The 22,128-nt window shown below is 45.6% G+C and carries 14 protein-coding genes and 2 riboswitches; of the genes, 8 read left to right on the forward strand and 6 right to left on the reverse strand.

All coding sequences use genetic code 11. The features are described from left to right. Positions 1–3: 3 nt before the first annotated feature. Positions 4–3,411: a ThuA domain-containing protein gene (locus C1N53_RS12660; protein WP_137759661.1), complete on the reverse strand. Its 3,408-nt coding sequence runs from the start codon at positions 3,409–3,411 to the stop codon at positions 4–6. A 394-nt stretch (positions 3,412–3,805) separates the two neighbouring features. Here C1N53_RS12660 and C1N53_RS12665 point away from each other — a divergent pair, with 394 nt between their 5' ends. The 3 genes from C1N53_RS12665 (at position 3,806) to C1N53_RS12675 (ending at position 6,427) form a co-directional block, all read left to right on the forward strand. Continuing rightward, on the forward strand, positions 3,806–4,528 hold the full coding sequence (locus tag C1N53_RS12665; protein ID WP_137759662.1) for a hypothetical protein: 723 nt from the start codon (positions 3,806–3,808) through the stop codon (positions 4,526–4,528). A gap of 163 nt (positions 4,529–4,691) precedes the next feature. Continuing rightward, positions 4,692–4,795: riboswitch (SAM riboswitch) on the forward strand. A 326-nt stretch (positions 4,796–5,121) separates the two neighbouring features. After that, positions 5,122–5,844 (forward strand): phosphoadenylyl-sulfate reductase, encoded by a 723-nt coding sequence (locus tag C1N53_RS12670; protein ID WP_137759663.1) that lies wholly within the window; start codon positions 5,122–5,124, stop codon positions 5,842–5,844. A gap of 166 nt (positions 5,845–6,010) precedes the next feature. Then, positions 6,011–6,427, forward strand: a complete 417-nt coding sequence (locus C1N53_RS12675; protein WP_137759664.1) for an OsmC family protein — start codon at positions 6,011–6,013, stop codon at positions 6,425–6,427. A 169-nt stretch (positions 6,428–6,596) separates the two neighbouring features. Here the strand turns inward: C1N53_RS12675 and C1N53_RS12680 are convergent, their stop codons facing one another. The 3 genes from C1N53_RS12680 to C1N53_RS12690 all read right to left on the reverse strand — a co-directional run bounded on the left by C1N53_RS12680 (position 6,597) and on the right by C1N53_RS12690 (position 10,918). Next, entirely contained in the window at positions 6,597–7,766 is a 1,170-nt protein-coding gene (locus C1N53_RS12680; protein ID WP_137759665.1) for a PLP-dependent aspartate aminotransferase family protein, read from the reverse strand. A 172-nt stretch (positions 7,767–7,938) separates the two neighbouring features. Further along, complete coding sequence (locus tag C1N53_RS12685) at positions 7,939–8,664, reverse strand: bifunctional precorrin-2 dehydrogenase/sirohydrochlorin ferrochelatase (protein ID WP_137759666.1); 726 nt, start codon at positions 8,662–8,664, stop codon at positions 7,939–7,941. Between the two features lie 127 nt (positions 8,665–8,791). Further along, positions 8,792–10,918: a nitrite reductase gene (locus tag C1N53_RS12690; RefSeq protein ID WP_137759667.1), complete on the reverse strand. Its 2,127-nt coding sequence runs from the start codon at positions 10,916–10,918 to the stop codon at positions 8,792–8,794. A 427-nt stretch (positions 10,919–11,345) separates the two neighbouring features. Continuing rightward, positions 11,346–11,452: riboswitch (SAM riboswitch) on the reverse strand. Between the two features lie 349 nt (positions 11,453–11,801). Between C1N53_RS12690 and C1N53_RS12695 the strand changes: the two genes are divergently transcribed. Further along, positions 11,802–14,357: a TonB-dependent receptor domain-containing protein gene (locus C1N53_RS12695; protein ID WP_137759668.1), complete on the forward strand. Its 2,556-nt coding sequence runs from the start codon at positions 11,802–11,804 to the stop codon at positions 14,355–14,357. Positions 14,358–14,683: 326 nt separating this feature from the next. After that, positions 14,684–15,154, forward strand: a complete 471-nt coding sequence (locus C1N53_RS12700) for a hypothetical protein (protein ID WP_137759669.1) — start codon at positions 14,684–14,686, stop codon at positions 15,152–15,154. A gap of 98 nt (positions 15,155–15,252) precedes the next feature. Here C1N53_RS12700 and C1N53_RS12705 read toward each other — a convergent pair whose 3' ends face one another. Continuing rightward, on the reverse strand, positions 15,253–16,131 hold the full coding sequence (locus C1N53_RS12705) for a c-type cytochrome (protein ID WP_137759670.1): 879 nt from the start codon (positions 16,129–16,131) through the stop codon (positions 15,253–15,255). A gap of 371 nt (positions 16,132–16,502) precedes the next feature. Here C1N53_RS12705 and C1N53_RS12710 point away from each other — a divergent pair, with 371 nt between their 5' ends. Continuing rightward, positions 16,503–17,498: an AraC family transcriptional regulator gene (locus C1N53_RS12710; protein WP_137759671.1), complete on the forward strand. Its 996-nt coding sequence runs from the start codon at positions 16,503–16,505 to the stop codon at positions 17,496–17,498. A 93-nt stretch (positions 17,499–17,591) separates the two neighbouring features. Here the strand turns inward: C1N53_RS12710 and C1N53_RS12715 are convergent, their stop codons facing one another. After that, on the reverse strand, positions 17,592–20,249 hold the full coding sequence (locus C1N53_RS12715) for a T9SS type A sorting domain-containing protein (RefSeq protein WP_137759672.1): 2,658 nt from the start codon (positions 20,247–20,249) through the stop codon (positions 17,592–17,594). Between the two features lie 245 nt (positions 20,250–20,494). Here C1N53_RS12715 and C1N53_RS12720 point away from each other — a divergent pair, with 245 nt between their 5' ends. Then, positions 20,495–20,944, forward strand: a complete 450-nt coding sequence (locus C1N53_RS12720) for a PepSY-like domain-containing protein (protein WP_137759673.1) — start codon at positions 20,495–20,497, stop codon at positions 20,942–20,944. A gap of 10 nt (positions 20,945–20,954) precedes the next feature. Continuing rightward, on the forward strand, positions 20,955–22,124 hold the full coding sequence (locus C1N53_RS12725) for a porin (RefSeq protein ID WP_137759674.1): 1,170 nt from the start codon (positions 20,955–20,957) through the stop codon (positions 22,122–22,124). Positions 22,125–22,128 lie beyond the last annotated feature (4 nt).

A 22,128-nucleotide genomic window follows, 5' to 3' on the forward strand; every position in this document is an offset into this window, starting at 1 on the left:
CTCCTACTGCTTCACAAACCTTACCGTTTTCAGCATTGGTTTTCTGTTGGCAGCACCACCGTTTACTGGTTTAAAGATGATGAACACATCCTGAAACTCGGCGCCGGTGCCTCTCTGCAACGATACAGTACCGGTAACTTTGCCTTTCTCAGCGCCGAAGCTTATTTGCCCGTCACCTATCTTCGTACCGTCTACACGGCCAGTACGCACCTCTACCTGATAGCGGCCAGCCTGTCCATTGCTGAAGCCTGTTAATTCTATACTCCCGATACCTGTTAAATCTACCTGGTTCACTTTCAGCCAGCCATCTCCGCCAGGGAAAACAAGGTACTGGCTACCCAGCGAATCTTTGCGGGCAAATGAATTTATAGTGCTAAACTCACTCACATCCATGCTGCTGTTGCGCAGGTATATGGCATTGGCTCCTGTCAGTGGCAGTGGCGCTCTCGGACCGCCATTATCGGTATAGGTAGCTTCCAGCTTCAGTACTGATGCCTGCCCGGGCTCTCTGTTAGCTTCCGCGGCCACCTCGCCTGCTGCCGGTAAAGAAGGCTTCCTGGTGCCTGCTTCTGCAAGCGACATTACCCAGCGCACAATCTGGCGAGCCTCCGACGGATCCATTGTAGGGTGAGCCGGCATAGCGTTTGCTCCCCAGACACCGCTGCCACCTTTGATGATTTTCTCTGTCAGGTAGTTGGGAGCCTCACGATCGGTTTTATACTTAAGCGACACCTCCGTAAATGACGGACCTATAGATTTTTCATCTACTTTATGGCAGGACTTACAGTCCGAGGCAGCCATCAGGTTTCTACCCATAATCTCCTCCGACACGACCTGGTGCCCCATAGAAGCGCCGGCCAGATCAGTTCCTTTGATGTAGTCCGTAGATACATATAAGTTATTCATATCTACTTTATCTCCCTCGTCTACCACCTTTACCTGGTATTGTACCTGCTGTCCCGGGAAGTAGAAAGTACGGTTACCTTTCAATTCTATAGAAACCACTGGTTGGGCATTACCGGAGTTCACGGTTATCTCCTCACTTTTGCGGGAAGCTCCGTTACTGTCTACCACCTCTACGCTTACCACATGAGCTCCCGGCTCTCTGATAGCATGCTGCAGGTATGGCTCGCGCGTCTCCTTCTGGAAGTTGCCCACACGCCATCTGTAAACTATCTTATCTTTTTCCGGGTCAACAGCTTTCACTTTGGCCGTGATCTGTAATGGATTTACCCCACTGGTTCTATCCACCTCAAAAGATATAATCTTCGGTGGCAGGTTTCCGGCAATATAATCTATGCGCACCAGGGCAGCTTCCGGGTTAGCCATAAACCAGCCTTTGCCGTACTCCACAATATAGATTTTACCATCCGGACCTACTTCCATATCCATCTGAGAGTTGAATGTAGTGTTGGCCATAAATGACTCCATCTTTTGCAGATCGCCATTTGGTTTCAGTGTCAGTACTTTAATCCAGTTACGCATCCACTCATAGAAGAAAACTTTACCGTTATAGTACTCCGGATAGGCCGTTGCTTTCGGAAACATATCGGTATAGTATACCGGCCCTGCCATGGCAGTACGGCCACCGGAACCTACCTGCGGAAAGTCCGGTGATTCGGCATAAGGATACCAGATAAAGGCCGGTTGTGCGGGAGGCAGCTCTCGCAGACCTGTATTGTTGCGGGAGTCGTTCACAGGCTTAGCCGGATCGAAAGTCGCGCCTGCCTTACCGGCAGCATAATCGTAGCGGTGGTACGAATAGTTATTTCCGACAAAGAGTGGCCATCCAAAAAAACCTGCCTTACGGGCCTGGTTAAATTCATCGTACCCTCTCGGACCACGAACGCCAAGGCTATCGTTAGCAGCATCCGGTCCTACCTCTCCCCAGTATAGATAGCCGTTTTTCTGGTCTACTGAAATACGGTATGGGTTACGGTTACCCATTACATAAATCTCGGGCTTCGCTTTCTGTTCGTTCTTCGGAAACAGGTTCCCATCAGGTATCTCGTAGGTTCCGTCCTCCTTCATTTTTATTCTTAAGATTTTGCCGCGCAGATCGTTGGTATTACCTGCGGTGCGGCGGGCATCGTACTGCTCATGGCCCGGACGATCGTCGAGCGGAGCAAAGCCGTTGGTCACGTAGCGCTGGCCCTTTTCATTAAAAGGAGTAGAGTTATCGCCAGTGGAAAGGTATAGCATTCTGTCTTTACCAAAGGCCAGAGAGCCTCCTGTATGGCAGCAGATGTTACGTTGGGAGTAAAACTGCAGCACCACTTTCTCCGATTGCATATCCAGGCGGTTATTACGGAAAACAAAGCGCGACAAACGGTTTACAGAAGTATCGATCGGGCTATAGTACAGGTAAACGTAGTTGTTATTTTTAAAATCAGGATCGGCCACTATACCCATAAGGCCCTCCTCTGCATTTACCCCTTGCACGGTGGCTTTGTGGTACACATTCAGGTATCCCACCTGCGTTACAGTTTTCGTCTCCTGGCTGTACAGCATCAATTCTCCTCTTCTTTGCGCCACCAGCACATCCAGGTTAGGCAGGATAGTCATTTCGGTAGGTTCCGCAAACACACCTTGCGCCAGTACCGTTTTCACAAAGCGCTCTTCCGCCGGCACACGCTCCGAACTTGCCTTGCTGTAGTTTAGTTCTTTGTTATCATCTATGGCATACTGAATCCCGCCCAGCAAGTGCTTCAGGAAAGTTTCGTCCTGGTAAGATTCTTCCGTATGGCCAAGTCCTGTATAAAAGGCACGCCCACCATCATACTCGTGGTACCAGGCAATCGGGTGATTATCGCCGTTCTTCCCGCCTTCGTAGCTACGCTCATCCAACTTCAGCAGTACCTTCACGTCTGTATTCAGGTTCTTGAAATTATACCACTCATCCGTCTTCTTCCACTGCGCCTGTAAATGTTTGGTAGAGGCGTGGCTGTTATCCACCACCTGTATAGTTGCCTCCTGTACCTGTGGGTGGCTCTCGAAATACCCGCCAACCATTTTACCATACCATTCCCAGTCGTACTCAGTATCGGTGGCGGCATGTATACCAACAAAACCACCTCCCGCCTGAATGTAGCGTTCAAAATCAGCCTCCTGGTACTGGTCCAGCACATCACCGGTAGTATTCAGGAAAACAACAGCAGCATACTTTGCCAGAGAGTCTTCATGTATGAATGTCGCGTTGGAAGTGGTGTCCACTACAAAACCGTTTTCCGCTCCCAGCTTCATGAGCGCTACATTGCCGGCAGCAATTGAAGCATGGTGATAGCCGCTGGTTTTGCTGAATACCAAGATTCTGGGATCACCGGAGCGCTTGCTGCTACAGGCACTGAGTATACTAAAACCAATAATTACGAAGAGAAAGAGTGCCTTAAAAGGCAAGACTTTAGAGTTCATTCCAGATGAAGTATAAGGGTTTGTTCAGATGTAGTATAAAGTAGAGAAGCCGGACTAAAGCCATAACTTCCCCAATAACTTTAAAGAGGCAATATATTAAATTAAACCATGACATTGATGTATGAAGTAACTAATTACTTACCCGTTACAAACAAATTCTTATTTAAAAGCAAGCAAAGTTCCTGACCGAAACAAAGGTAGATCCAACATTGTCAAGTAGTCATAAATTTATCGGAAACCAAGCCGCTATTATTGTATAGGTGTTCATTCCTTTATCTTCTCCAATTTTTTCTAAACAGGTTTTATAACTCTTGCAACAGGCTGCGTAAAATCGTATATTCATTGTCTTGCAAATGGCAATTATGTTTTCACTTACATTTTAAAGTTGAAGGCTATGAACACCCTACCCATCAACTGGTTAACCGAAGGGCTAATCGATTTCGAATATAAAAAGTATATGCTCCTGGCTTACCTGCAGGCTGCCAAAGCTGAATTCGAAAAGCTTCATTTATACCCTGCCTTTTCTGACCTGATTATGCATTACCGGAACCTGTTGCATGTAAAAGAGCATAAGAAGCTGGTATATGAGCAGTTTCCTAAACGCATCAGCCGGGCCGATTTCGAGAAACTGGAGCTTGTGTACGAAAAAATAGTGGAAGATGATGAAACTATGCAGCAGATTGAAGAAATTATACAATTTGCTTCCCCTCTTTTCTCGCATGCAGTAGGCGAAGGAAGAGAACTGTACGAATTCATAGAAAGCCACCTGGAGATCAGCCCTGTAGGTATTACGCCTATCTATTACGATGAAGGCTACCTCTTTCTGGATACTTTCCCGGCTAAAGAAACACAGGTATACGCCTACCGGATTTCTGTATTTCAGAACACTTATGAAAAGTACCGTGGCATCAACACGCAGTATTTAAAAAGTGTGCGGAGAGGTTTAGCACAAACACACGAAAACCTGAAAGGGCAGCTGGTAAAAGAGCACCAGCAATTTCCTAATCCTGCCACTTTTGTAGTGATAGCCAAGATGCCCTGCCCTATCGAACATTCTTTACTTCCAATTGCAAAACGTTCGCTGGTAAAGTACATAACTAAAATGTCGCCTTCATAATCTGCTAAACGGCTTTAAAGCAATTTAGAGCCATTGTCAATTGTAAATCCCTAGCTTACTTATAGAGATAATATATTTTTTTTCTGGCAGGTCTGTTTTTTGAAACAAAAAAAGGCATATATTTGTAATACAAACATAGCAGGACAAACAAACCTCCTGTTAGAATTTATAAAGAAGAGGTAAGAGAATAGGCTCTATGACCCTCTGGCAACCACCTTGTATGGCAGGTGCCAATTCCTATCCCGATTAAACGGGAGCATATAAATTTTAAGAACATGAAAAATTTATTCAACATTTCTTCTTCAGCCCTTAGCAGCACCGAGTCGTGCCAGGCTGTATTATTTTCATCCTATCCAACGCTTACTACTAAAACAGCGCATGTCTGCTGTTGCTGTTGTTGCTGTTAGCTAACAAATCTGATTCCTTTGTAGATTTGTGCCTGAACCAGCCTTTTCGGGCAATACATCCTGATTAATCTTTTAATTTTTTCTGGCATTTCTGTGCAATTTATAAGCGAAGCACTTATCTGCCTGCACAACCCTGATTAATCTTAAGGCTTTCATCAAAAAAAGAACTTAAAAACATTGCTATACATGAGTCAGTCATTATCATCGTTAGAAGCTCAGATCCCAGCCTTATTATCTTTATTAGAAGGTAAAACAGCTGAAGAAGGATTACGTTTTCTGGCAACTCAATTCGAAGGAAGTATTGCTTTCTCCTCCAGCTTAGGTTTAGAAGATCAGTTAATCACACACTTCATTTACGAAAACAACCTGCCAATCCGTGTTTTTACGCTGGACACCGGAAGGCTATTTAACGAAACTTACAGTCTGCTTAATCGCACCAACGAGCATTATGGCAGAAAAATGGAAGTATACTTCCCTAAGCATGAAGCAATTCAGAACCTGGTAAACGAAAAAGGCCCGCTTAGCTTCTATAACTCTGTCGAAGACCGCAAAGAATGCTGCTACCACCGCAAGGTGGAGCCGCTTAAGCGAGCCCTGCAGGGAGTTCAGATCTGGGTTACTGGTATCCGTGCCGATCAGTCGGACGCCCGCCAGGGGCTGCAGTTACTGGAGTGGGACGATAACTTTAAAGTGATTAAGTTTAACCCGCTGCTGGCCTGGACATTTGAAGAAGTCAGAGCGGCTATCAAAGAGTACAGAATTCCTTATAACTCTTTGCATGATAAAGGCTTTATCAGCATTGGCTGTGCTCCTTGTACACGTGCTATCCGCATTGGAGAAGACTTCAGGGCAGGCCGTTGGTGGTGGGAAGACAACTCTAAAAAAGAGTGCGGTCTCCACACCCATTAATTCAGAAGCTGTTTGAATGTTTCCCTTTGCTCGGTTTAAATTAAGGCAGGAAACAGGTTTATTTACTATATAAAGCGTAAAATCCCACTAACAGCCAAACAGGTTGTTAGTGGGATTTTACTTTTATACCTTTAGGTTTTCAGGTACAGATATACTTATTTATTATATGCAAGTAGAATTAACACGCGTAGACCAGGATTTCCACTTCCAGGCAACAGGTGCATCGGGAGTTGCAATTAATATTGATGGTTCTCCGGACATAGGTGGTCATAATGCAGGTGCAAGGCCAATGGAATTATTACTGATGGGTTTGGGAGGATGCAGCGCTATCGACATTATCCTGATCCTTAAAAAGCAGCGACAGCAAATTACCTCTTTCGATATTAAAGTAAATGCAGAACGCGAAAAAGTAGGCGATGCTTCTATCTTTAAAAGCATTCAGGTGCACTACATTTTAGGTGGTCCCTTGGATGCGGATAAAGTAAAAAGAGCAATCGACCTATCGCTGGAAAAATATTGCTCTGTAGCAACTATACTTTACAAAACGGCCACTATAGACTATACTTTTGAAATTGTTGGCTGATTACCGATCTGGAGATTTGGAAATTTGAAGATTTGAGAATTTGGAGATTGATAATTGCAACTTGCGTTAAGAATGTTCTTATTCATCGTAATTAAAATTATAAATAAGCATATTATCACTGACTGCATTTAATAGCACCTCATCTTCAAATTTCCAAATCTTCCAATTTTTAAACTATAACATCCAGCGCCTGCACAATATCACCGATAATATCATTTACATTTTCCAGTCCCACCGAAACACGGATCAGGCCGGGTGTAATACCTGTAGCGGCTCGTTCTTCTTCGGTTAATTTAGAATGTGTGGTAGAAGCCGGATGTGTAACAATGGTACGGGTATCGCCAAGATTAGAAGTTATACTGATCATCTGCAGGTTATTCACAAATTGCTTCGCAGCCTCAAAGCCTCCTTTAACCGCAAAAGTCACAATGCCTCCTCCCTGCTTCATCTGCTTTTTCGCCAGCTCATACTGTGGGAAAGAAGGCAGGAATGGATAACGAACAAAGTCCAGCGCTTTGTGTCCTTCTAGTGTTTGTGCCAGTTTTAAAGCGTTTTCGCAGTGCTTCTCCACGCGCAAACTTAATGTTTCCAGGCTTTTGGAAATAACCCAGGCATTAAACGGAGACATAGCAGGACCTGTATGGCGTGCAAAAAAGCGAATTTCATCAATTAACTCCTTTTTACCTACCACAATACCTCCCAGTACTCTCCCCTGTCCGTCCATGTACTTTGTTGCAGAATGAATGATCAAATCTGTACCATAGTCGGCAGGTGTTTGCAGAATGGGTGTGGCAAAACAGTTATCCACAGCCAGGATCAGGTTATGTTTTCTCTTCAGCTCCCCAATCCACTCCAGGTCTATCAGCTCCAGGCCGGGGTTAGAAGGAGTCTCCATGATGATCATTTTCGTAGCGGGTGTGATCAGGCTCTCCCATTGCTCCGGAGCCGCCGTATCAGCATAAGAAAACGTTATTCCCCACTTCGAAAAGACTTTGGTAAGCAATTGGTGAGTAGAGCCGAAAACTGCACGGGCCGATAAAACATGATCGCCAGCCTTTAACAGTGCCGCCATACTGGAAAATATGGCTGCCATACCCGAGGAAAAGGCAAATCCATCCTCTGCTTTCTCCAAGGCACATACTTTTGTCAGCAACTCATCCACATTCGGATTGGAGTAGCGGGAATATATATTTCCTTCCTCTTCATCAGCAAAAACCGCCCTCGCCTGCTCTGCATCCTCAAATAAAAAGCTGGAGGTTAAATAGAGCGGCACCGAATGCTCCCTGTTATGAGAACGCTTTGCCTGTAATCGGATAGAATTGGTTTCGTTATTCGACATTGTAAAAATGATAAATTTTCTTGTTCGTTTCTGAAGCAGCTGTATTAGGAACAAGAGCTACCTAAGAAAAACTAAATTAATACACACCTGGCAATTTATAGTTATCACTCCTAAATTATCTCGTTTAAACACCTTTCGACCAGCAAGGGCCAGTTGGGCAGAACATACTGCATCATCTTTTTTTGATAAAGTGATTAACAGCAACGGCGACCAGTGAAAGGCCTCCTATCGCCAGCGCAGATCTAAGCGTTGAATTCTTCTTGCTTTCCTCTTTCTCAACCAGCCTGTTGGTAATCTTATCGAGCTGCTTTACCTTCTCGGCAAAATCGCCGGTTAACCTGGCCCTGATCCGGGTAAGGTTTGCCAGCAACTGCTCTGTTTCATCCGGAAAAGTATCGTTTAATACTTCTTTCACACGCTTGGCAACCGTAGGCGATTTACCGTTGGTTGAAATAGCAAGCTTCAGGCTTCCTTTCTGCACAATAGAACCCAGGTAGAAATCACAGATCACGGGAGTGTCGGCTACATTGGTAAGAATCTTCCTGGCTTTTGCCTGATCCCGCACCTCTTTGTTTAAAGCCGGATCGTCGGTTGCTACCAGCACAATGTCTTTTCCTTCCAAATCAGAAGCCTGGAATTCACGTTGCCGGATAAGCAGGTTGGGATGGCGCTCTGTAAACGCAAGAATCTCCTCATTAACAACCGGTGCTACTAACTCTATGGCAGCCTTCGGGCTGTTCCGGAGTATAGCCGTTAGCTTTTCCAGTCCTACTGCTCCGCCACCCACAATCAGGGTACGCAGCTGCTCTAACTTCAGGAACACCGGGAAAAGCGGGTTTTCGTCGTTTGACGGTTTGGTTAACGCGAAGGGTGCATTTTTCTTTTGCTCGTAAGCCATAGTGAAAGGTAAAATAGAAGACAACTTCATGAAACTGTTTAGCGCCTTAATTTATACAACTAAGCTGCTAAAACAGAAAGAGGAGTAACTATTTACTCCTCTTTCTGTTTATCCAACAATTTTAAACTTACTTCAGAATAGCACCGCCTACACGCTCTGCTTTTTTCTGCTGGCGGTAGCTGGTTGCCTGCTGTAAGAACAGCTGCGCATTGCTCAGGTAAGCTTTAGCAAACTCCTCCCCTGGCTCATGCTGGTTGATTTGCAGCACTGTGCTTCTGAAATCAGGCTCAAACCGGAATTCGCCGGTAGCCACAAAGTTTGTATCAAAATCATCCATGATGCCAGCATGCGTGTTGCCTTTTACATTTTTATCCAGCAGCAGCGCTTTGGCTGTACTGATGTAAGAGGCATAGCCATAGTATATAGCATCAGCAAAACGATTATCTTCAAAAGCCTCATTGGCCCACTCCAGTTTCTCGTCAGACTCATAAAGCAGCGTTGCTACGAGGTCTATCATTACACCGGCACATTCTCCTACCCCGATCGCAGTCGCAAATTCTTCCTGGTGACCCCAGTCGATAAAATCTTCTGCCATTAAGGTTGTAAGGTCGGCAAGCGGTTTTAACAGCTGGTAAAAATAGTTTTTACCCTGCCTGTCGTAATACTCGTTAAACTTCTCGTTCTCCTGCTTGTTTTCCCTGTAATCGTTGATTACATAACGCAGGGCATCTGTAGCCCTCTTACTGGGCACTTTAATTACCTTATCGGCTGCTCTTCCCTCACCGTTGCCTACTGTGCCGCCACCTAACAACACCTGTAAAGCCGGTAACACATTCTGGCCGCTTTTTAAGGAGGAGCCATGGAAACCGATGTTAGCCAGCCCATGCTGACCGCAGGAGTTCATACAGCCACTGATCTTGATCTTGATATCTGTATTGAAGATCAGTTCAGGATATTCGGTATAAATAAGGTTTTCCAATACTTTGGCAAAGTTGGTACTGTTAGAGATACCTAAATTACAGGTATCGGTGCCAGGGCAGGTAGTAACATCTGCTACACTGTCGAACCCAAGCAAGGCCAGGCCTAAAGCATCCAGCTGAGAATAGAAATACGGCAGTGCCTCTTCCTTCACATACTTCAGCATCAGACCCTGGTTCTGCGTTACCCGTATTTCATCACCGGCAAAATCGTGCACCAGGGCAGCCAGCACTCTGGCAGTATCAGAACTTACATCACCGGTTGGCACTTTAATATAGATGCCAAAGTAATCCTGCTGCTTCTGGCGGAACACGTTTGTCTTTAACCAGGTCTGGTAATTCTCTGTGTTCTCAATTACAAAGTTAGGTATTTCTTTCGGAGCCGGCAGTGCAGGCGTAAAGTCTGCCGTTTTATCTACTTCAAACGCATGTACTTTCAGGGCTTTCTGCTCTTCTTTTATCAGGCGCACCACTTCCTCTAAGCCCAGCTTACTAAGCAGGTATTTAAACCGTGCCTTATTGCGGTTGTTTCGCTCGCCATAGCGGTCGAACACGCGCAGCACACTTTCGATGAGCGGAATTACCTGGTCTTCCGGCAGAAATTCATAGAGCGGCTGCGCCAGCATTGGCTGTGCTCCCAGCCCACCGCCTATCACAACTTTAAAGCCACGCACTGTCTGGCCGTCCACTTCCTGCAGCTTTGGAATAAAGCCCAGGTCGTGAATGTAGGTCATGGCTGTATCTTTTTCGCTGGAAGAGAAGGTCATTTTAAACTTCCGGCCCATCTCCTGGCATATAGGGTTGCGCAGGAAATACCGGAAAGCAGCATCGGCATAAGGCGATACATCAAATGGTTCGTTCGGATCGATACCTGCCTCCGGAGAAGCCGTTATATTACGCACGGTGTTTCCGCAAGCTTCCCGAATCGTGATGTCTTCCTTGTCCAGCCTAGCCCACAGTTCCGGTGTTCTATCGAGGCTTACATAGTGTATCTGTATATCCTGGCGTGTTGTCAGGTGCAGGTTTCCGGTTGAGTATTCGTCTGAAATACCAGCTATGTGCACCAGCTGTTTTGATGTTAATCTACCAAAGGGCAGTTTAATACGAATCATCTGCACACCTAACTGGCGCTGGCCGTAAATGCCACGGGCCAGGCGAAGACTTTTAAACTTGTCCTCCTGCATCTGGCCGGTCTGGTACAGCCTGATCTTTTTCTCCAGTTCGATGATATCCTTTTCGACTATCGGATTTTCTATTTCTGATCTAAAACTTTGCATTTCAGTTAATTAAAATCAATCTATTAAAAATGAAGCAGAACGATCACATCATTCCTTTCGCTTCAGTCGGTTCAATTCAGTATGCTTTAACTCTGTTTACGTCAGTTATATGTCAGCGACGTGCAGCAGAGGGTGAATTATGGTAATAAGGCTTTTTATTCTGATGTATGGCCCGGTACCAATAGGAATCAATATAAATAATCATCCGGCAAACAGGGCTATTAAAATTCTATAGAATTACTAGGAATTATTATTACTGAAAATACAACTAAAACACAAAGAAAGTTGTACCTGTGCAGCTGCTAGCAGTAACAACAACAGCAACAACTCATTTGCTGAACTCCGTAAAATGCAGGAATTATAAAAGGTTGGGAAGCCGGTTCCCTGAAATCAGAAGTGAAGCCTTTTGTCTTGTTCATGGTTTTTTAATTTATATTCCCCTGAAATTAAACTTGGGCAGGACTTGGCACCTTTCTTATCCGATGGTTGCCAGAGGGTCTCAGAGCCTGTTCTCTCGCCTCTTCTTTATAAATAACACGCCATTACACGACGGTATTCTGCTACAAAGATAGCAAACATTATTGATCTCCCAACCTATCGTTTAAAATTTAACAACAGACTTGGCTGATTAACATGATACTTGCAAAACCAGTTCTTATTTAAGTCAACTACTCCCCTCTCAATTCAACCTACGACTAAACAAGCATATTTAACGACTAACGGCTAATAGAGTTCCATTGCCTGTTTATATAGAAATGAGGAGTATTGGTATATTCTGTTTTTTAGCTTCGGAAATGCCATCTAGTTTTGTTTAGGATTGCTGCCAGAGCTCACATCGAACAGCTCATTTTGAAACATGAAAACAGCACCTGAACAAAACACTATGAAGAAAAATATACTGCTTCTGATCTTAGGTTTAAGCACAACTGCCGTGTTTGCTCAAGCACCGGCCACACCACAGAACCGGCCTCAGCCACAAACGGCTGCAACAGCCGTCGCACCAAAAGGGAATGCAAAAATATCAGGCGTAGTTTTAGATGCCGAAACCAATAAGCCGGTTGAGTATGCCACCATTGCACTAATTAGCGTGGCTACAGGCAAACCCGTAGACGGTACTATGGCCGATGAGAAAGGCCGCTTTACCATTACCAAGGTGGCAGCAGGCAGCTATAAAGTACAAGCTACTTTCCTGAGCTATAAGCCTACTGTAATTGAGGGTGTTTCTGTTGCCTCAGATAACGACAATGTAAACCTGGGCACTATTTCACTCGCCTCTGATGCAAAGAAACTATCGGAGGTGGTTGTTTCCGGTGAAAAGCCACTGGTGGAAGAGCAGATCGACAAGACGGTTTACAATGCTGAGAAAGATATCACTAATGCCGGTGGCACTGCTGCCGATGTACTGCAAAAGGTACCTTCTTTATCGGTAGATACCGATGGCAATGTGCAGCTTCGCGGAAGCTCTAATGTGCGTGTGCTCATCAACAACAAGCCCTCTGCTATTATGGCAGGCAGTATCGCCGATGCGCTAAAACAGATACCGGCCGATCAGATCAAATCTGTTGAAGTGATTACCAGCCCATCTGCCAAATACGATGCCGAAGGCACAGCCGGTATTATCAACATCATTACCAAGCGCGAAGGTGGTTTGCAAGGTGTAACGGGCTCTGTGGCTCTGACAGGCGGTACGCGCTCCAGCAACGGCAATGCCAGCTTAAACATAAAGCGGGGTAAACTTGGCATAAATGGTACTTTTGGCGGTAACATGTTCTATAACAGGGGCAGCCTGACCAACAGCATCGTGTCTGACAGCTCCAATAACTATCAGGCTGGTGCCTCGCACATTAACGGGGCTTTTATGAACGGCCAGCTTGGCTTTGAGTATGACATTAACCCACAGAACAGCATTTCTGGTGGTATCCGGTCTAACGGCGGCAGTTTTCGTATGGAAAATCAGCAGGATGTAAGAAACCTGCTGATAGAGAAAGACGGAACTCTCAAAGAAAGCAACTTCAAAAACGAGATCAGGAACAAAACACAACGTTTAGGCACAGACTATAACCTGGACTACACACACTACTTTAAGAAGCCGCAACAGGAATTAGCTATACTCTCTCTGTACTCCGTGTCTCCGGCCGATAACCAGGTAAGCCAGGATTATGGTGCTCTTGGAGAAGCTCCTTTTCAGACTGTGCGCAACACAAACGAAAGCACCAACAAGGAACTTACGTTCCAGGTAGATTATACACATCCCTTTGTGAATAAAACTATACTGGAGGTGGGTGCCAAATCTATTTTCAGAGATGCAGAAAGTGATGCCCGTAACCGAAGCGTTAGTACAAGTCCTGCCGAGACAATAGCCTTGCATACTATATTTAATTATCAGCAGAATGTATATGCCAGCTACCTTACCTATGGCTTTACACTTAAGAAAAAGCTGAATGTAAAGCTGGGAGGCCGCTATGAGTTTACAGATATCAGCAGCGAAATGCAAACCGAAGGCACAAAGCAAAATGCATTGGGAAACTATGCCAGAGACTATGACAATATTATCCCAAGCGTGGCACTTTCTTATACGCTCAAAGGAGCTCATACTTTTAAAGCAAACTTCACACAACGCATTCAACGCCCGTCGCTGTTTTACCTGAACCCTTACCTGCAGGAACAAACTTCTAACACCAGGGTACAGGGTAATCCGAATCTGGATGCAGAGCTTACCAACTTATATGAGTTAGGCTACAGCACCTATTTTAAAACTACTTCTATCAGCACCTCGCTATACATGCGCCAGACAGATAATGCAATAGAAACCATAGCAAACATTGATCGCGTGCAGGATGCGAATGGGAACCTGAAAGATGTAACTACCTTATCTTTTGATAACATTGCGAAGAATAAGACCTACGGTGCCAGCATATTCGGCTCAACCAAGCCTACCAATGACTGGACCCTCAGCGGCAGCTCCAACATTTTTTACATGGATCTGAAGAGCAGCATCGGCAGCAATAGCGGCTGGATGTATAACATCAATGCGAACTCTTCCTATAACTTCGGCAAAGGAATCAGTGCACAGTTCAACGGCGGCTTTAACTCCCGCAGAGTGCAGTTGCTAGGTGAATTCGCATCTTTCTCGTACCATAGCCTGGCCTTCAAGAAAGAGCTGTTCGATAAAAAAGGCGGTATCGCCATCGGTCTAGATAACCCGTTCAGAGAAGCACTGCGCATGAAAACCAATGTGCGAGTAGCTGAGGCAAGAAACGCTGAAGGCGAAATTATAACACGAGGGTATGTGCAGAACATCGAAAATGTAAATTACAACCGTGGCTTCAGGGTTACCTTTAACTATGCCTTTGGCAAACTGGACCAGCAGCGCCCACCAAAGCGCAAGAAGAGCATCCGTAACGACGATGCCAAGCAAGGTGACAGCGGCGTTAATTAAGCCGCTGCCCTATAAAGCAACAGTTCTTCAAACATGTTTGAAAACAGACACCTGGTGTACGATTCTGAACATACCATTGCCGCTGATGTGCATAAATCAGGCTTTAAGGCAATATAGAAGAACTGGAATGCTTTTTGCAAGTGGTTTACTAAAACGTAGTAGCTCTGGCAGTGGCAGGTTTGCAGCATAAATAAGAGCCGGAGCAACAATTTTTTTAAAAGAATAAAGTTAGATTAGTTATAGTTTGAGAGCCTTTCCTGTGGAGAGGCTTTCTTTTTCTGTACAGGCGGCTTCGAAAGATCAAACACAATTCTTTACAGCACGTTATGCAGTTAAAATTAAAAGCAACAGACATACTATTAAATACCAGGCAGGAACGAACCTTTATGATCTTATACAGCGATGGGCATATAGAAATGGACTATGATGTATCCCATGACATTCTAACAGCCCGTTGGCTGGATTACAAAGGGGCATCCAAGCAAGAGTTGCAATACTCTATTGAGAGGCTGATTTCCACCATTAAATCTTACGATATCCGGAATCTCTTAATTGATGCTCACGAAGATGTTACAGGCATAACAGATGAGGAGTATCTTGAAGTTAACCAGGAGTTCGGAAAGAGCCTGACGGAAACGCGGCTTCAGAAAATAGCGAGGCTGGGCAGCCCGAACGAAAAACGGGAAGACTTGGTAGAAGAACTGGCAGAAGACATCCTGGAAAAGACGGAGGTGAAAATCATATTCCAGAACTTTTATGATCGCCCCAGCGCCATCAGCTGGCTGCAGAAAGGGTAAGTGGCCTCACCTATAGCTGCGCTATAGATGAGGCCTGAGAAGGCTGCTCTGTTTCAGTAGCAGCATAAGTTGTTTTCGACTGTAAAGCTTCTTTCCAGCTATTTAATAGACTGGCAGTACAGGTATAAAGAAGCAAGTTCTTTCTCGTCGTATTGTGCGGTCATTTTCCAGGGCATGTTATCGCTGCTCATTTGCTTCCCTTCTGGTGTTTTGCCAGTTCTTAATGTTTGGATGAACTGTGCTTTCGTCCATTTGCCCACCTTGCCGGAGCTGGTAATATCCGGTACTGGAGGCAAGCCCGGTGCTAATGGGTCGCCGCCTTTTAAGTCTGGCCGATGGCAGCCACTGCAGGAAACCGCCAGGTACATCCCCATGGCAACGCCCTCAACGGTATCAGCCTTAGCCACCATAGGCAGTTGGTGATCGATCTTCTCCACAGACAATAACGGCATTTTATCCAGGTATGTCATTACTTTTACAACAGGCCCCAGTTCTGAAGCTGGCAAGATATTATCAACAGGCTCCAGGTGCTGGCAATAAGCAATAAGAGCGGCCATGTCTTCCTCGGAGAGCAATGTGGTTTCGTGCGAAGGCATAAACAGCAACGGACGCCCTCCAGGGTCTATTCCATGCCGTAGCGCCATTACCCAGTCAGAAGTATTGTATTGCTGCGGCAGTCCGCCTTTTCCTTTTGTCAGGTTACTCGACACCAGTCGCCCCAAAGCAGCATCTTCCATCATTACTTTTCCGGCCATGTTTTCGCCGTGGCAATCGGTACAGCCTTTGATCACAGCCAGGTGTTCTCCCCGCTTGAGCAGCGCCTGATCATCCGGTATGGCAATGTCTTCTGAGGCGAACGTATATTTCTTTTCTGCCCTGTTGCTTATATTAGCAGATACCATCAGGTAAAACAGAACTAACAGTACCAGCAAGGAGGCTAATACGCCACCTGTCCATTTCAAAATTTTCTTTATCATAGTTTTAAAATTTAATTTCTGTGCATTCAGGTTTCGTCCTACTTAGGACAAGCAGCCGCGTTCTTTGTTAGTAAAAGAAGTAAGGCTCATTTCAGTAATTAGCAGATGAATAATTGTTACAGCAGCCTAAACAGAGCTGCAGCAGTTACTATATACATTCCGCTCATGCTGAATACATTGCAAATTTGAGGATTTAACTACCGGGGTGCCTACGAGAAAAGGATTAGCTCCTACGCAGAATGGATTATGTGAAAGGCAGGGACCGGAGCCACGGAAATATTTATGCTACACAGATATACTATATATCCTACTTTACATTATTTTTGTACAGCCTTTATCCCCCCTGCACATTAAATTAAAAGCATACTGTTATGGCTGCTACCGCTTTACATACTAAAGATATTTTCGACTTTGAGGTAATTCCTCCGATTAAAGGAAAGCTGGCTTTTTCAGGTAATGCTATACCCCAAAGCGGTATCCAGGTACACCATCCCAAGGCTGGAGAAATTGCTATCAATACCTGCTCTCTCCCTTTCCTCCACATCATGAACTTAAACTGGCATACTGCTTCCGGCGATATTTTACTACACGACTCAACGCCCGGAGACTGTATCAATATTAATTTTATGATGGGAGGCCACATGCATTCCAACTTTAAGGGATTGAAGCATGACCTGGACATGAAGGCGCTGCGCCACAACCTTATCTATTTGCCAGAAGGCGGTGGCGTTAACCTGGTAAAGGGTTATGAAACTATTTCGATGCTGCACCTCACGTTTGATAAAGAATTCCTGGCTTCAGCCATCGGGTACGATGATCAGTGGAGCGAGCGTATCCAGAAGGAGATACTGCAGCAGCGGCCTTTCTCCGGTATCAACGGCACCAGCACAGTTACACCGCTTATGGCGCAGTTGGTGGATAGCATCAGGCAATGCCCGGCCTCAGGCCCTATGCGCAACCTCCTGCTACAATCGAGAGCTCTGGAGTTGCTGGCCCTGCAGATAGAGCAGTTTAAAACGCCGGTGCGCGGCAAAGAAACCATTCGTCCTGACGAAGCCGAAAAGCTCTACCAGCTAAAGGCTTACCTGGATACAAACTTCCTGGCAGACCTCAACCTTACACAGCTGAGCCGCCAGTGCCTGCTCAACGAGTTTAAGCTGAAAAAAGGATTTAAGGCGGTGTTCGGAACTACGGTTTTTGGCTATATCCGAAAGCTGCGCATGGAATATGCCGCTAAGCTGCTAAAAGATTGTGTTTTAACAGTAGATGAAGTAGCCGACGCACTTGGTTATGAGCACTCCCAGCATTTTTCCATTGCCTTTAAAAACTATATGGGAGTTAGTCCTTCGGTGTACCGCCATAAGTAGCTGCTGTCACTCTCCTGCGAAACCCTCCCCCAAACCTTAAACAACCGGCCGGGTTAGCAGACCAGCAAAAGCGCTTCGTGAAGCAAGCCTTTACTATTGAAGCACAAGCCTTTTACAGGCTGTTTTGCCATTGTTGATTACCCGCACAAAATAGAAGCCCCTGCCCAGGTGTGTGACAGGTATAGAGGAGGTAGCGCGGCCTGTGAATTCTCCCCTCAGCACTTCCTGCCCTAGACTATTTACTATATAATAACTGCTGCGCCCTTGCATAGAACCTTGCCATTCCAGCGCTAAAGTGTTACTCGCCGGATTTGGAAAGACTGTAAGATCGGCCTTCTCTGTATTTTTTCCGGCAGCTAATGGACCGTCGGTTTTAACGGCAGGCAGTTCTGTTACAAGTGTACTGAACACCGTATTGGTGTGGATTGGCGGGTTATAGTCAAAATAAATATCGGCTGTATTTTCGATACGGGTGCTATCCGGTAACCCGGCTTTGGGTTTAATAGCATACAGCACATACCCGTGGCTGCCAGGCTCGTTGCTAGTACTGTCGGGCAGCAAGATATTATCAAAGTAAAAGTGTAGTGTGTTGTTACGAACGGAGGTATACATCGGATGACTACTGCCCAGTATTCGCAGGCTACGCAGATCGAGGTTCTCCTCTATACTATTAGCTACCATAATGTTGATAGCTTCGGCATTGCCTGTGTTCTGAAAGCGTATGAGGTACTCCAGAGGCTGATCTTTTTTTGTCAGGTGTTTTTCGGTAACACCGACCGGATTTACCTGTATATCATTCGGGTCGTAGGAACACAACAGGATTTGCTGGAGCATACTGGTATCTGCCGCTACAGTAGTACTGCCTGCACTCTGGAATTTAGTAAGCACAACAGATGTCAGCGTATCGCCCATGCTCTCAAATGTTGGCATGCGAAAATGGAGCTGTATCAGGCCGTGCTGCTGCAGCTCCAGACCGGAAAGGTTCCATTGCAGGGTATCTCCTGAAACAACATCCGGGGCAGGATTAGCAGAGATAAGTGAAAACTGTTTCTCCGGAACGAGCTGTATTTTTCCGCTTGCTTGTCTGGTGCCTTTGTTTAGATAAGAAAGCTCATAGGTTGTTAAAAACCCGCAGCGTGGTGGGGCCAGCGAAACAAGTTTTGCCTCTACTGCCGTTATCTCCTGCTCCGGAACAAGGCCAAACGTAAAAGTCTGGTTCTCATGCAAAGGCAATACTAATTCCACTGTTTCCTGGCCGGTTGCCATCTTCCACCCCTGCTGGGGCTTCAGCGAGAGCGTATAGCTACCGTTGTCAAGGTTAAGCTTTGTTAAGTTATGGCTTGTATAGATCTGCCGCCCGTCTTCGCCCAGCTCAAAGTGCTGATATGGCAGAAAAGGCTCACTGGCCTCCTGCTGTCCATTCCGGTTATAGTCGGCAAAGGTACTTAAGTAGATAGAGCCGGCATTTCCGGAGAGCTTGTATAGCTCCAGATTGATAGCATGGCTATTCTGAACATCAGCTACCGCTGCAGCAAAATAAAGGGTGTTATCCACTATTTGAAACTGAGGATCGGGAAAAGATAAAAACCCTGCCTCTCCTGCTTTGATATCTTCTACTAACGCTGCACTTCTACCGTCATATTGCCATAGTTCTGTTCCATATCGGCTAGTCGTAGCCCAGAAATAAAGCTTTCCGTCAAACTCGATAACTTTACTTCTTACTACCTGTGTTTGAATAAGCTTGGTGCCAGCCTCAGTACCATCCGTCTCATACAAATCGTAGCCAACCTTGTTGCTCTGGTTTGCCAGTAAAAGTACTTTATCCTGAAACTCCCCTACAAACAGGCCATAGTTAGCTTTTAAGAAAGAAACACTTTTACCGCCCTCTGCCTTTGTAAAATAACCTGCTACCCCATCAAAGCTGTAAGCAGCACCGTCCTTTATCTGCCATCCCTCTTCATACGTACTTATGTTCTGGTAGGTACCTGTATGCTGTATTCCTCCGGAAGCAACCAGGTAACAGCTGGCAGCCGTAGTATATGCTTCACCAGCTATATACTTACTGACAACATAGTACACGTGCTCCCCGTCTTTCAGGAAAAAAGACTGGTCGTAAGAACTGAGGTTAGAACTTGTTGCTTCGTTTTCTACACGACCAATCAACCGGGTACCAGCGGCCGTACCATCTGTCTGGTAAATATCGGCAACGGTATCACGGTAAAGCGCAAAATACACTTTATCTTCTGCAGCTGCATAAATTGCTTTTACATCATAAGGCGATACGTAGTCGTACTGCATCAAAGCCTTTGTACCTGCCACTGTGCCGTCGGTTGCATATAGTCCGGAAGGGCCGTCGGTACTCGCATTCACCACAAAGGTAAATTTTGATCCGTTTACAAAGTTTACGCCCACTACTTTATCCAGCAGCTTTCTGGTGGTAGCATGATCAGAGGCCGTTAAATGCCCGAAGCCGTCTTGCCTGGTCGAATTGTATAGAATAGCGCTTCCGGCGCTGCCAAAACGCTGCATACGGTAAACAACAGCCGTATTATCTGTAGCAAAAGCTTTGCCCGTCGAAATCTGATAGCCCTCAAAATAGCTTTGCCGTGGCACAAATACATTATCAGCAGCAAATTGATAGTCAGACAAACTATCTATGGCCATAAAGCGCTTCAGCAAAACAGCCTTTTGCGCAAAACTGCAGGAACATAGAATAAAAAGAGCAACAACAAGGGCGAAGAAGCTTTTCATAAGGGTAGTGTGGCCGTAAGTGGCCCTGAAGCATAAAGTTATTTAACTAGTTATGCACAAACAACAGTAAACAAAAATTTAATATAAAAATCGCTATATTTATTTTATCAGTTGTTGATCAGCCGTAGAAAAAGAAAGTAAAGCGCTTACTTTTTCATACACTACATACCACCAAAAAATCGTTATTCCCAATTCTTTCCAAATTCAGGTAGTTGCTTTGCTGTATAAACTAAATTTTTATACAGATGAAAAAGCACATTTTAATTATCCCGGCAATAGTTTTATTCTTTTCTAACCTGGCCCTGGCACAGGATATTCCGCAAAGCCAGGTACCTTCGGTTATACTGAACAACTTTAAGAAAGACTTTCCTAAAGCCAGCGACGTGGAATGGGAGAAAGAAGGCGACCTGTATCATGTGGAGTTCGAAACAGGCTGGAATACCGATCATGAAATCTGGTACCAGCCATCAGGTTCCGTTAGCAAACTCAAAGAAGATATTACCCGGAAAGAACTTCCGAAAGAAGTAATTAACAGGATCAACTCCGATTTTAAAGGCTACAGCCTGGATGACCTGGAGCGCATACGCACGGGTGCCGAAACTGTTTATAAAGTAGAGCTTAGCTCATTCACCAAGCAAGACCTGGAGGTGGTGCTGGATGCAAAAGGTAGTGTGTTAAACCAAAAAGCGGATTAATTCAACTCCTATGCGTATTCTGTTATTCGTGGCAGCGTGTATGATCTGCCTCAGCGCCTCGGCACAGCAAAAGCAAAGTGAAAAATGGTACGATAAAATACATGTTGGCGGCTACATGCAGGTCCGGTACAACAAGCTCTTCGAAACCAACCCCGAGCTGGGGTGCGAACAGTGCGACGAGTTCTGGGGGGCCAAAGGAGGCGGCCTTTCGCTAAGGCGCTTGCGTCTGAAGTTCTACGGCCAGATCAGTCCGAGAATATACATATACATCCAACCTGATTTTGCCAAATCGGTGGGAGAGTCTATTCATGTGGGCAGGGTAAAAGATGCTTATGTGGATATCGGCCTGGACAAGCACAACGAGTATAGAATACGCATAGGCCAAAGCAAAGTGCCTTTCGGGTTCGAGAACATGCAGTCGAGCAGCCATCGGTTACCCCTCGACCGGAACGATGCACTGAACAGTGGTGTAAAAGACGAACGCGACATGGGTGTATTCTTTTATTGGGCCAGCCAGGAAAAGCGGGCACTCATGAAAGCGCTAAAGCCGTATAAGCACTCCGGAGACTTTGGCGTGTTTGCTCTGGGCATTTACAACGGGCAAACAGCTAACCACCCCGACCTGAACAACGCATTTCATGTTGTTACCCGGTTTTCTTACCCCATTGTGCTGGGCCAACAGGTAATTGAGCCAGGCATACAGGCCTACACCGGACAGTTTGTGCTGCCCGAGCACAGTCCTGACGTAAAAGCGAACAGCAACCTGTCGTATATAGACCAACGCCTTGCCGCATCGTTTGTGCTGTATCCGAAGCCTTTTGGCATACAGGCAGAATATACCATTGGCCGAGGTCCGGAATTTGATAAGCCGACAGGATCGATTGGAGTAAAAGACCTGCAAGGCGGCTATGTTACGTTTTCTTATGCCCGTACCGGTGGAGAAGCCGCGTTGATACCTTTTACGCGCCTGCAGTACTACGACGGTGGAAAAAAGCATGAGCTGGATGCCAGGAGTTACACCGTGAAAGAATGTGAAATAGGTGTGGAGATTCATCCTGTCGAGCATATAGAGCTGGTAACGGTATATACCCTCTCCGACCGCAGGTATGAGGACTATGAGCACCCGGATAACCATCAGGCAGGTGGACTCATGCGTATACAGGCACAGTTGCAGTTTTAATAGA

Origin of the sequence: Pontibacter sp. SGAir0037, assembly GCF_005491705.1 — a bacterium.
Classification (GTDB): Bacteria; Bacteroidota; Bacteroidia; order Cytophagales; family Hymenobacteraceae; genus Pontibacter.